This window comes from Shewanella maritima (assembly GCF_043643735.1).
GTDB classification, from domain to species: Bacteria; Pseudomonadota; Gammaproteobacteria; order Enterobacterales; family Shewanellaceae; genus Shewanella; species Shewanella maritima_A.
The window spans coordinates 439276-451550 of sequence record NZ_JBHZSM010000001.1; the positions used below are offsets into that span (position 1 = coordinate 439276).

The following is a 12275-nucleotide window of genomic DNA, read 5'->3' on the forward strand; positions in this document are numbered from 1 at the left end:
TAGTATCTCGCTTATTATGGACGTCTATACGTATATATGTCCAAACGTTAATAAGAATTCACAATCATCACTGTGTTGTTTCATTCGAGACAGTGAGATTGACAGGGTAACAAGGTTTTTATTCAAGTTGAGAATTAACACGGGTATTTTTCATCAGTTTAATGCCCATTAAAAACCAATAAACGCTATGCTGTCTTGCAGCCCAAACAGGCTGCTTTGCGATACATACAACAAGGTCATGTTACCCCACGACACGCATTAGATTATAAAGAAGGTCATCCGTCATGGTAAAAACGACTTCCCAAAGTCAGGTCACGCAAGTTCAAGTAGTGAACTCTCAAGCAAGTGAACAACTCACACAAGTATTACAACAGCGCTGTTTAATTCTTGATGGTGCTATGGGAACCATGATCCAGGATTACCAGCTTGACGAAGCTGCATTCCGTGGCGAGCAATTCAAAGACTGGCATTGTGACGTAAAAGGCAATAACGATATGTTAGTGCTCACTCAGCCTGACATCATTAAAGCGATTCATAAAGAATACTTATTGGCCGGCAGTGACATCATTGAAACCAATACTTTCAATGCCACCACTATCGCCATGGCCGATTACGACATGCAAGACTACTCGTCCGCCATCAATTTGCACGGAGCAAAGCTTGCCCGCCAAGCGGCAGATGAAGTGAGCCAAGAAACTGGCCGAGCTTGTTACGTTGCCGGTGTGTTAGGGCCCACTAACCGTACGTGTTCCATTAGCCCTGATGTTAACGACCCTGGTTACCGTAATATCCATTTTGACGACTTAGTTAAAGCGTATGTTGAATCGACAACAGCCTTAATCCAAGGCGGCGCCGATATCATTATGGTTGAAACCATTTTCGATACCCTCAATGCCAAAGCTGCGTTATTTGCCGTAGAAACCGTTTTCGACCAAGTTGGTGAGCGCTTACCTGTGATGATTTCAGGCACCATTACTGATGCATCAGGTCGTACACTTACCGGTCAAACAACCGAAGCTTTCTACAACTCATTACGCCATATTAAGCCATTATCGATTGGTCTTAACTGTGCACTTGGACCAAAAGAATTACGCCCGTATGTAGAAGAGTTATCGCGCATTGCTGAATGCTATGTATCTGCCCACCCAAATGCGGGTCTGCCTAATGAATTTGGCGGCTATGATGAAACCCCAGAAGAAATGGCTGAGGTTATTCAAGAGTGGGCGCAATCAGGCATGCTCAATATTGTCGGTGGTTGTTGTGGTAGCACCCCTGCGCATATTCGTGCGATTGCCGATGCAGTTAAACTGCACCCGCCGCGCAAACTGCCAGATATTCCCGTCGCTTGCCGCTTATCAGGTTTGGAACCGCTGACTATCGATGGCAACTCGCTATTCGTTAACGTGGGTGAGCGCGCCAATGTGACTGGCTCAGCTAAGTTTTTGCGCCTAATTAAAGAAGAGAAGTTTGAAGAAGCATTAGATGTGGTGCGCGAACAGGTTGAAAACGGCGCGCAAATTATTGATGTCAACATGGATGAAGGCATGCTCGATGGCGTGGCTTCAATGCAAAAGTTCCTAAACCTGATTGCCTCTGAACCTGATATTTCTCGCGTGCCCATCATGATTGACTCTTCAAAATGGGAAGTGATTGAAGCAGGGCTTAAATGTGTTCAAGGTAAATCCATCGTTAACTCGATTTCGATGAAAGAAGGCGAACAAGCCTTTATTGAGCAAGCGACCTTAGTGAAACGTTATGGCGCTGCCGCCATTGTGATGGCATTTGATGAAGCTGGCCAAGCTGATACCCGCGAACGCAAAACAGAAATTTGTAGCCGTGCTTATCACCTATTGGTCAACGAAATCGGCTTTGCCCCAGAAGACATTATTTTCGATCCTAATATCTTTGCCATCGCCACAGGTATTGATGAACACGACAACTATGCTGTGGATTTCATCGATGCCATTAAAGATATTAAAGCTAACTTACCTCACGCCATGGTGTCAGGAGGTGTGTCGAATGTGTCTTTCTCGTTCCGTGGTAACAACCCAGTACGTGAAGCCATTCATGCGGTGTTCTTATACCACGCTATTAAAGCGGGTATGGACATGGGTATTGTTAATGCGGGTCAACTTGCGATTTATGATGATATTGACCCCGATTTAAAGCAGAAAGTTGAAAACGTGGTACTCAATTTACCTTGCCCTGTGGCAGATTCAAATAATACTGAGCAACTGCTCGACATTGCTGAGAAGTTCCGCGGTGATGGTAAACAAGCGGCCAAAAAAGAAGATCTCGCTTGGCGCAGTTTGCCAGTTAATGCGCGTCTATCTCATGCATTGGTGAAAGGTATTACTGAGTTCATTGATCAAGATACAGAAGAAGCACGTCAACAAGCCACTCGCCCACTGGATGTGATTGAAGGGCCATTGATGGATGGCATGAATGTGGTTGGCGATCTATTTGGCGAAGGTAAAATGTTCCTACCACAGGTGGTTAAATCTGCCCGTGTAATGAAAAAAGCCGTGGCTTACCTCAACCCGTATATTGAAGAGGAAAAAGTAGAAGGTGAGTCAAACGGTAAAGTGCTCATGGTCACCGTAAAAGGCGACGTACATGACATTGGCAAAAACATTGTCGGCGTGGTACTGGCTTGTAATGGCTTTGAAGTGATCGATCTCGGTGTGATGGTGCCAGTTGAGAAAATCATTGACGTGGCCAAAGCGGAAAAAGTCGACATTATTGGGATGTCAGGGCTGATCACCCCAAGCCTTGATGAAATGGTGCACAATGTGAAAACCTTTGAACGTGAAGGTTTATCTGTCCCTGCCATCATTGGCGGCGCTACCTGCTCAAAGATCCATACCGCAGTGAAAATTGCCCCGCATTATCCACATGGCGCTATCTACATTGCTGATGCTTCACGTGCAGTGCCAATGGTGTCAAAACTCATCAATAAAGACACTCGCCAAGCGACCATTGACGCAGCTTATCAAGAATATGATGTCATGCGTGAAAAGCGCCTGTCGCAAACCAAGCGTAAAACTATCGTTTCCATTGCAGATGCGCGCGAAAATCGTTGCCGTCACGATTGGGATAACTACACCCCATTCACACCTAACAAGCTAGGTAAACAAGTCTTTGACGATTACCCATTAGAAGATTTAGTCGATCGTATCGACTGGACGCCTTTCTTTAGAAGTTGGGAGTTACATGGTCGCTTCCCAGACATTTTAGAAGATAAAGTGGTCGGTGAAGAAGCGCGTAAGCTCTTTAAAGATGGCAAAGCCATGCTTAATACCATCATTGAAGAAAAGTGGCTCACCGCCAAAGGCGTGATTGGCTTATTCCCAGCCAATACCGTCAACCACGATGATATTGAACTCTACACAGATGAATCACGCTCAGATGTTTTGATGACCACACATCATTTACGTATGCAATTAGAGCGTGTCGGTAATGACAATTTCTGTTTATCAGACTTTGTCGCCCCCAAAGACAGTGGTGTTGCCGATTACATGGGTGGCTTTGCAGTCACTGCAGGCCACGGCATTGATGAACATATTGAGCGATTTGAAGCTGCCCATGATGATTACAACGCCATCATGCTTAAATGCTTAGCTGACCGTTTAGCAGAAGCATTTGCAGAACGTATGCATGAACGTGTGCGTAAAGAGTTCTGGGGCTATGACGCAGAGGAAAGTTTAGATAACGAAGCGTTAATTCGTGAAAAGTACAAAGGCATTCGCCCAGCACCAGGTTATCCAGCTTGCCCAGATCACACCGAAAAAGGCTTGTTGTGGGATTTACTCAAACCTGATGAAACCATTGGCTTGAACATCACTGAAAACTACGCCATGTTCCCCACTGCAGCAGTATCAGGTTGGTACTTTGCTCACCCACAATCACGTTATTTTGGGGTGACCAATATTGGTAAAGATCAGGTTGAAGACTACGCCAAGCGTAAAGGCATGACGGTTACAGAAGCTGAAAAGTGGTTAGCACCTGTGTTGGATTATGATCCTGAGTAATCATAAAGTTACTCTATTTCCAAACTTCGTTTGGATGTTGATCGCAGGGTTCCACCCTGCACTGGCCAAGAGGGGATCAACAGCAATCCCCTCTTGGATCTCCCTTGCCGCCCCAACCAAGTTATTCTTTCAAAGCGAATAAGCTTCATACTTCAATAAAAAGACCTTATACGGCACATCCATGTGCCCCCGAGCTTTAACCATCATCTGATAGGCAGGATGTCTGAATGTCTTGAAGTGCATGGATGCACGAGAAAGACCATGATGGTTATACGGTATTTTTATATGCGTATTTCAGCAACTTGGAACGGGGAATATTGGAGGCTGCAGCGGTGTTTTATCATTAAGGGTTATAAGTTTACTCTGACCCCACTTAGTTGTGAATGTTCTCATTGAATTGAGGCCGCAAAGAAAGTGGCGTTACTTTTAGCTTTTACTTAAGTTTACTCTGACCCCAATTAATTTTAGCTTTTACTTAAGTTTACTCTGACCCCACTTAATTCTCGTATCTTGCATATATAGGCCTACTTCATGCAAAATTTGTATCAGCGACCTTCTGAAATCATTAGGTTTTCAAGGTTAAAAGTTGCATTAACCTCAGTGGGTGCAACTGCTGAATATCGAGCAAGGTGCTTATCAGAGAAGCGGTTCATTTCACCGTAGAAGTTTGTTCTATCCTTACCTGGGATGATGTAGAAACCATGGGAATGCCCCTCATAAATATGCAGGTCCGCCTCAGAGCCCGCATCGCGGATAGCGCGGTGCAGAAGCACTGTGTCACTCAGAAGTAGGTCGCGGGTGCCGCTGACTAAAATCGTTGGCGGAAAAGCGATGAACTCCCCATAAATCGGTGACAGGTAGGGGCTTTTCGGGTCTAAGTCTGCAATGTACTGTGCAACACTTGCCTCTGGGATGCCGTTCCAGCTTCCAAGGATAGCGTCAACACCATCATTAATGTGACGGCTATCGAGTGTCTCAACCAGATCGACCGAGGGTGTGCCGATGAATAGTGCCCCTGGTGTCGGCATATTAAGATCTTGCATTCGTAGTGTTGCAGCCGCGGTTAAGTTGCCCCCCGCTGAGGTGCCTCCCATCATGATGGAGTCAGCTTGACGCTGTTGAATTAACGTGTCCCAAACTGTGATGATGTCATTGAGTGCCGCTGGTGCAGGGTGAGCCGGAGCCTTACGGTAATTGATTGAGATAACGCTCATCTGTAGTTTGTGCGCCGTCAATGCCGCCTCTCGAAGGAGTGAGTCGCCTCCACCGAATAACCACGCGCCGCCATGGATATGGAGAAAGAGGTTATTTTTATTCTCCTTAGCTATAGTGGACGGAGTTAACTGGTATACCTCTACACCAGCAATGTGTGTGACTTTGTACTCTACATTGAACTCCTTAGCCACACTTCGGCCCTGTTCAATTCCATTACGATCGAACTCAACCACAAAATCTTTCCACTCTTGCTCTGTCTTTGGCAGGTTCACCTGTTTTGCCGTTTCTCGGCTTTGGGGAGCTGGCGCAACCTTCAATAGGTTTTGAATCGACTCCGCTGCATGGAAAGGAATTGGCAAGGACTTTTCGGATGTTAGCAATGGGTTTTGACCGCTTGCTAATACAGACAGTGGCATCAGTGCAATCAAAGTTACAAGTAGTGATCTCTTTTTCATAATGGGCCTCTATTGACTAAATTAAACTGCGATAAGGGAGAGTGAACTCATCAGTTATCGCGTCGATAGAGGCATTATGTCGATCCTATAAAATAATCCTATGAATTGGAGAAATTCATATCTGCATAGCGTTGCAGTCAAGATTGGGTTAGATAAGCTACTGGTTAAGGCTCGGGTTGAATAACTCCATCAAAAAATGTCTGCACTGTTTGGTGCAGTAGCTGGTTTAAGGGAAAGCCCCGCTTAGTTTGTAGGTAGCCACCGTTAACTTGCAGTGAGCGAAGCTCTTTGGGAAGTAAAGGTAGAGGATAGGTCGATACTTCAGGATCGAGTGTGCCCATATAGCTGCTACCAAACATGATAGCATCTGAGTGTTTTAGCTGGTTAAGCAGTATCCGCACACTATGGGTTACTAGGGAAAATTGAGCTTGATAACCTTTACTCTGATACAGCGCTTCAATAGGGGAGTGTTTGGAGTTAACACCATCGATGATGAGTCGCGTCACAGGCAGGTGGTGGATCGCTTCCCAGTCACTGGAGATAGAAAGCACAGGGTGCTCCCGCCTTGCGACTAAGCCCAGTGTTATCTCATGGAGTTTATGTTGATAAACTTCTTGAGGAAGCGGGAACTTAGCAAAGTGAATAAGATAATCGACATGACCACTAAGCACTTCAGATAAGGTATCTTCCTGCCAATAAACCATCTTCACGCTAGCGTTAGGCAGTGCATGCTTTATTGCAGAGAAAAGTCCATCACCAAATAACTCCAAAAAGTAGATATTCATGGCGACAGTGACTTCCCCATCGAATGCTAATGGCTCAAACTGCTGATAGGAATCGAGCACTTTTTGTAGCGGCGTCAACATCTCATCTGCGGCCTCGGCAAGCTTTTCGGCTAACTCAGAGGGCTCTACGCCGTGGGCTTTACGAATAAACAACTGATCGCCGAATGTTTCACGTAGCTTTGCAAGACCTCTACTGACACTGGTTTGTGAAATCCCAAGTTGCTCTGCCGCACTGTGTGTATTGCGGGTTTCGACAACGGCTTTTAGTAATTTCAGTAGGTTGAGATCTAACTCACTTAGTTCGTTTTTCATTGCGTCCTGCCTTAAATAAGTGGGGTCAGAGTAAACTTAATTATCCCTCCTAAAACTAAAGCACTCGGTGTTAATTCAAATTGAGTTTAAATAAATTCCGACTTGAGTTAATTGCAAAGCAATATCTGAATGCACCGAGGCAAATTTCCACAAAACAAAACATGAATCAAAATTCACATTTGTGTAGATTTTTACAACAAACATAGGTATTCTCCTGCGCCAACAACCTAAATATCACCCCGCTTTAGCTTATTCGAACGCACTGAGAGCGAGTAGAAACCATTACAGACAAGCTTCTGAGCTGTGCAGGTTGGTTCTATGGATTGTAAAAGTGTTATTGAGTTATATGCAAGGGGAATTCACAGTGAAAAGGAAAATTGACTATGTTCAGAGTATTGTTGGTGGCTTTAGTTTTAAGCTTCAATCTACAAGCAAGCACACTGCCCTACTTTAATGCAGCTGCAGAAAACCAAGCGGTAGAATTTGCACCTGATGTGATTTCAACTAAAGATCATTTTGAAATCAACACAGTGTTTAACCAAGCAGGTGACAATGTCATTTTTGCTCGCTGCCATGATGATTTCAGCATGTGCACCATGATGCAATCTGATTACAAAAATGGTCAATGGCAAGCACCCACAGCGTTAAGCATTTCTGGTGATTATCTCGATGCTGACCCTTTTTACAGCAGTGATTATAGTCAACTGTATTTCGTCTCAAAAAGGCCTATTCCCAATACCACTGACGAAGCCAAAGAAGTGAACATTTGGCGCTCTACAAAGAAAAATGGTCAATGGCTAACAGCGGAATACTTAGCGGACATAAACTCAGAAGCGATGGACTTATACCCATCATTAACAGATAGTGGCGATTTATATTTCCCGTCTTTTAGAAACAATGAACGCGCTATGTATGTGGCAAAACCTAGCGCAACTGGCTTTACAGAACCTAAAGCTCTGCCATCACATATTTATGGCGAAAGTGGCAGTATAGGTGACTCAGCAGTATCGCGTGATGGCAATACGATTATCTTTAGTCTCAGAGGTCGTGCCGATAGTGTTGGTAATGGCGACTTATATATTTCAACCAAAACCAACGGCCAATGGTCGGTTGCGAAAAGCCTAGGAAATAAGGTCAATACGGCCGAACATGAGTTTACCCCGATCATTTCACCTGATGGCCAATACCTATTTTTTACTCGAATTGAAAATGGCCGTGGCAACCTTTATCAAATAAAACTAGCGAGCCTGCTAAACGCACAATAAGCTGCTTCTAAATCAAACAAGGCCATGCAGACATTGCATGGCCTTTTTATTAGCTTTCTTCTTTGCCCGCAGATTATTACTAACGGGCTTTCTCACTTTCTGGCTTTCTTATGGGTTTTACTAACAGGTCTTTTTATAAAATTAGGGGCAGGAAAGCAGTACGCGCTACCTGAAAAAACCATGACTATGCAGCCCTTAAGTACACGCTAGCTTGTCGAGAACTAAGGCATCATCACCGTCATGAAAACTAATTTGGTTTCGTCCCTGCTCTTTAGAGTGATACAAGGCAAGATCTGCTCTATGTAGTAGTTCTTCCCAGTGTGGATCTTGCTGGTGCTGCACCGCGATACCGATACTCACCGTCATACTGATCGCTTCACCACGATATATCAAAGGCGAGCGTTCCACTCTTTCTTGCAGCCTTTGGGTCATCATATTCAAAGTCACTCTATCAACACCTGTAAACATCACTAAAAACTCTTCTCCGCCATAACGGAAAAAGTAGTCACTTTCGCGTAAAGATTGTTTAGCCAGCTGAGTGATGTGCTTGATTGCCATGTCGCCGCATTTATGGCCATAGTTATCATTGATTTTCTTAAAATGATCGACATCAAGCATCACCAAACTGAATTTATGCGTAGGGTCTTGTTTACCCATATCAAAAGCTTGTTTAGCAATGTCGGTTAACGAGCCCCGATTCATCCACCCCGTGAGTTGATCTGTGTTTGAAGCCAGTCGTAATGCAATCTCTTGCTTACGAAATACAATCAATCCGCAAGCCATATTGGTTAAGCTTAAAAAGGCCAAAATGGCTAACGTGCCAGAAGTTTGCAAAAACTCATTGCCCGCGCTGGTCAATGGCAGCTGCTGATCAAATAACACCATTAAAAAGCGCACAAACTGTTGCGAGAAAAACAACACTTCAGCAAACATCAATGGAAAATACGCTAGACGATATTCTGGCGACTTAGCAGTGGCTTTGACTAATACATACACAGTCACCACATTGATGATCATCAACAGTGGATACATGAACATTAACCTTGCTGATAAGGTAATGAGTAACCCTGGCACAAAGTGACTAATGAATATCAACATGGCGAATAATCTTGCCATACGCCAATGTGCAGTTAATTTGAGGTGACGCCTTACACCAATCAAAATACCGATATGGGCTAAAAAATAAAAGATATTCGCTAGACCAGGGCCAATGATATAAGGCACAGGGCTATAAAAAGCCCATAAGTTGATGCAACTATTGAGAAAGAAAAGGAAACCCGATAATGACCAGTCGAGCAGGCAGCGCTCTTTCGTGCCTGATATATATAAGGTTAATAAACTGAGAAACATGATGGCACTGGTCAAAGCCGTTGCCACATTTAAGGTATAAGCATCCATTGCCTAGTATTATTTCCTTTATTTGATAAGCCAACACTGCCTATATTTCAGTGCTAAACGTGGCATAACATAAACGAGGTACAGTTTATTTTCAAATGGTTTGCGCTTATCGCATCACTTAGTAAAAGTAATCACTGCCCTGCTTTGAGCCCATTTACATGCGCCCTAGCTTCCTCCAGTTTTATAAGAGCTCCGTTTATAAGTGACCGACTTTAACCCAAATTAGCGTATCTTGTTCAACATAAGGGTTATGTTCACTTAAGTGCGGATTACGAAGCCAGCTGCCTTGTCGATAACGGCCAAGCTCATCAATAAACTCGCCTTTGATGATGTAAATTTCTTCACCACCAAAATGCCTGTGCCGTTTAAATTGACTACCAGCAGGCCAAAAGACTAATGCGGTAGATTCAGTTAAATGCTGATGTAACGGCATCACCTGTAAAGGTTCACCAGCGCCTTCACTATAGCCTTGCTGCCAAGGCGCATGCAGAGTATCAATGCGAAGTTGTTGCGTATCAGTCGCTTGAAACTGATGCAACTTAACTAACAACTCACAACCTTGTTTACTAAAGGGGGCGTGACTAAATCCTTCAGGATTTCGAATATAACTGCCTTGTGCATAATCGCCGGTGTGATCTGAAAATACACCAGACAAAACCAGGATTTCTTCACCGAGTGGGTGCGGATGACTCGCAAACTTGGCACCGGCTTCATACTTCACAATACTAGTGGCATGGCCTGTTTCAGCATCTTCTCGCGCTAAACGTTTGCGCCAAACGCCTTTTGCTGGACTTGGCTGCCAATCCATTGATTGTGTATCAATGGCAATCCGCTGACTAAAATCCATATTCAAATTGTCATTTTGATTCATATCGATCCCTTGTAATCGCTCATAGTGAGTAAAAGCTTGAACACGATAGCCGGCAAGCCGCCAGTTGAATAAGCTATCTGCAGATATAGACCTCATAAGCAGTAGTTTTGGCACAACAGGGTATCTATAACACAAAAAAAAGCCTACTTATCAAGATAAATAGGCTAAACGTTCAACAAATTTTGAAAAAGTGATGGAGTAAAGTATGACAACAGCGAAACTGGATTGTGGAACAAGCAATACCAATCACTGCTGCCACCATACTTTAAAAACTTTGCTTAACACCGCTAGATAACTACTTAAAACAAGCAAATGTATTAAATGCACCTGTACTCAAAAAAAGCGTTAAGCATATAACGAATACCTTGGCTAACAGCCACAGGCACGAAACGCATAAGGTGATGAAGCTTATTCGAAACGGCCAATTATCATCCCTCGTCACCATCCTTGGTGACACCATCAATGGTTTATCTTCCATCATGCTAACCTTTTTAATCAGATTAGCTCCTTGTTGTGACTCCTTAAAGGCAAAGCCTAATCCTTGTCATAACTGCAGCGGCATCCTTTGCTTATATTGCTGACTTTGCTGGCATGCACCCACAAAGTCAGACTATTTCATTCACCATGAGCTTGGTATTATGACCACTCTCACTAGGTGCCGTTACCTTACTTAAATGGCACAGGGCGCGGTGTATTGGCATTTGATGGTGGCAAAATCGGCAATACAATTTGCGGCTGCTCACCCGTCAGGGTCTTCATAAACTCAACAACCTGTGCAGTCTCTTGCTCGTTGAATAGACGACCTAACTGAATGTCAGACATGGTGTTAACCGCTTCTTCCATGGTCCATACACTGCCATCGTGGAAGTATGGGTAAGTCAGTTCAATATTACGTAACGTAGGTACCTTGAACACAAACTTATCTGAATCTCTACCTGTGACCGCTTTACGACCAACAGATGGATTGTCGGTATGGAATGGCTTCACTAGACCCATTTTCATGTACATGGTGCCACCCACTGCTGGGCCGTTATGACAACTGACACAACCGCGATCTTTAAATAAGGCGTAACCCGCTTTAGCATCTTCTGAGATGGCTTTTTTGTCGCCCTCTAAATACTGATCAAAAGGGCTATTTGGTGTCACTAAGGTCTTTTCAAAAGTGGCAATCGCATCAGTAATACGGTCGATGTTCACTTCGTCAGTGCCATACACATCTTTAAAGCGCGCGACATAAGCAGGCATGGAAGCAACGGTATCAACAGCTAGCTCATGGGTGTAACCCATTTCCATTGGGTTAGCAATTGGGCCTGCAGCTTGCTCTTTTAAGTCTTTAGCACGACCATCCCAGAACTGCGCCAGCATGAAATCAGCATTTAACACTGTTGGTGAGTTAATTGGGCCTTGCTGCCACTCATGACCAATTGAAGTTGGCAATGCATCGACACCACCAAGAGAAAGGTTATGACATGAGTTACATGAGATAAAACCAGAGATTGATAAACGTGGTTCAAAGTACAGCATTTTACCAAGCTCAACTTTCTCAGGCTCAGTGATCACTGCAGGTTTAATCACAGAAATTGGCTCACTTGGGCTGGCAGTAGTTTTCACGACAGCAGTAATACCAACAATGGCTGTCAGGGCAACGGCGATGGTAGATAATGTATGTTTCATAACAACCTAATAACCTTATAATACGTGTGGGATTGACTGCATCTTAGACGTTGGTACTTTCTAGGTAAAATGACAAAATACGATTAGGTCAATCGCAAGTTTAGATGGAGGAAACAAGACGCAAGTCACTGAAAATTATTAACTAAATGCTAGGGTAGCTCGCCAGCGTGACCTAGTTCACCATTCATTGCTGAATACGGCTAAATAATGTGAAGCACATCACTATCAAACAGTCCGCTTTATCGCACTTTTCCAGTTAGAAACCACTT

General features: G+C 44.0%; 7 protein-coding genes. 2 read left to right on the forward strand and 5 right to left on the reverse strand.

Annotation, left to right across the window (positions count from 1 at the left end; genetic code table 11):
* The first annotated feature begins 284 nt into the window (after positions 1 to 284).
* Positions 285 to 4031, forward strand: a complete 3747-nt coding sequence (metH, locus tag ACHUGF_RS01845) for a methionine synthase (RefSeq protein WP_394129064.1) — start codon at positions 285 to 287, stop codon at positions 4029 to 4031.
* A gap of 545 nt (positions 4032 to 4576) precedes the next feature.
* On the opposite strand, the gene ACHUGF_RS01850 is transcribed toward metH, so the two are convergent.
* Together ACHUGF_RS01850 and ACHUGF_RS01855 are read right to left on the reverse strand one after the other, a co-directional pair.
* On the reverse strand, positions 4577 to 5701 hold the full coding sequence (locus ACHUGF_RS01850; protein ID WP_394129065.1) for an alpha/beta hydrolase fold domain-containing protein: 1125 nt from the start codon (positions 5699 to 5701) through the stop codon (positions 4577 to 4579).
* A 164-nt stretch (positions 5702 to 5865) separates the two neighbouring features.
* Positions 5866 to 6798 carry a LysR family transcriptional regulator gene (locus ACHUGF_RS01855; RefSeq protein WP_394129066.1) on the reverse strand — a complete coding sequence of 311 codons (933 nt, stop codon included), beginning with the start codon at positions 6796 to 6798 and terminating at the stop codon, positions 5866 to 5868.
* 383 nt (positions 6799 to 7181) lie between these two features.
* Here ACHUGF_RS01855 and ACHUGF_RS01860 point away from each other — a divergent pair, with 383 nt between their 5' ends.
* Positions 7182 to 8063, forward strand: a complete 882-nt coding sequence (locus tag ACHUGF_RS01860; RefSeq protein ID WP_394129067.1) for a TolB family protein — start codon at positions 7182 to 7184, stop codon at positions 8061 to 8063.
* Positions 8064 to 8258: 195 nt separating this feature from the next.
* On the opposite strand, the gene ACHUGF_RS01865 is transcribed toward ACHUGF_RS01860, so the two are convergent.
* The 3 genes from ACHUGF_RS01865 to ACHUGF_RS01875 all read right to left on the reverse strand — a co-directional run bounded on the left by ACHUGF_RS01865 (position 8259) and on the right by ACHUGF_RS01875 (position 12006).
* The gene (locus ACHUGF_RS01865; RefSeq protein WP_394129068.1) at positions 8259 to 9461 is read right to left on the reverse strand and encodes a GGDEF domain-containing protein; all 1203 of its coding nucleotides are present in this window, start codon (positions 9459 to 9461) and stop codon (positions 8259 to 8261) included.
* Positions 9462 to 9657: 196 nt separating this feature from the next.
* Positions 9658 to 10332: a cupin domain-containing protein gene (locus ACHUGF_RS01870; protein WP_394129135.1), complete on the reverse strand. Its 675-nt coding sequence runs from the start codon at positions 10330 to 10332 to the stop codon at positions 9658 to 9660.
* 666 nt (positions 10333 to 10998) lie between these two features.
* Complete coding sequence (locus ACHUGF_RS01875; RefSeq protein WP_394129069.1) at positions 10999 to 12006, reverse strand: cytochrome-c peroxidase; 1008 nt, start codon at positions 12004 to 12006, stop codon at positions 10999 to 11001.
* Between the last annotated feature and the right edge of the window lie 269 nt (positions 12007 to 12275).

Bases quoted from the DNA above. Each gene is read 5' to 3' on its own strand.
- ACHUGF_RS01850 (WP_394129065.1), bottom strand. From the start codon at position 5,701: ATGAAAAAGAGATCACTACTTGTAACTTTGATTGCACTGATGCCACTG.
- metH (WP_394129064.1), top strand. From the start codon at position 285: ATGGTAAAAACGACTTCCCAAAGTCAGGTCACGCAAGTTCAAGTAGTG.
- ACHUGF_RS01875 (WP_394129069.1), bottom strand. From the start codon at position 12,006: ATGAAACATACATTATCTACCATCGCCGTTGCCCTGACAGCCATTGTT.
- ACHUGF_RS01870 (WP_394129135.1), bottom strand. From the start codon at position 10,332: ATGAATCAAAATGACAATTTGAATATGGATTTTAGTCAGCGGATTGCC.
- ACHUGF_RS01865 (WP_394129068.1), bottom strand. From the start codon at position 9,461: ATGGATGCTTATACCTTAAATGTGGCAACGGCTTTGACCAGTGCCATC.
- ACHUGF_RS01855 (WP_394129066.1), bottom strand. From the start codon at position 6,798: ATGAAAAACGAACTAAGTGAGTTAGATCTCAACCTACTGAAATTACTA.
- ACHUGF_RS01860 (WP_394129067.1), top strand. From the start codon at position 7,182: ATGTTCAGAGTATTGTTGGTGGCTTTAGTTTTAAGCTTCAATCTACAA.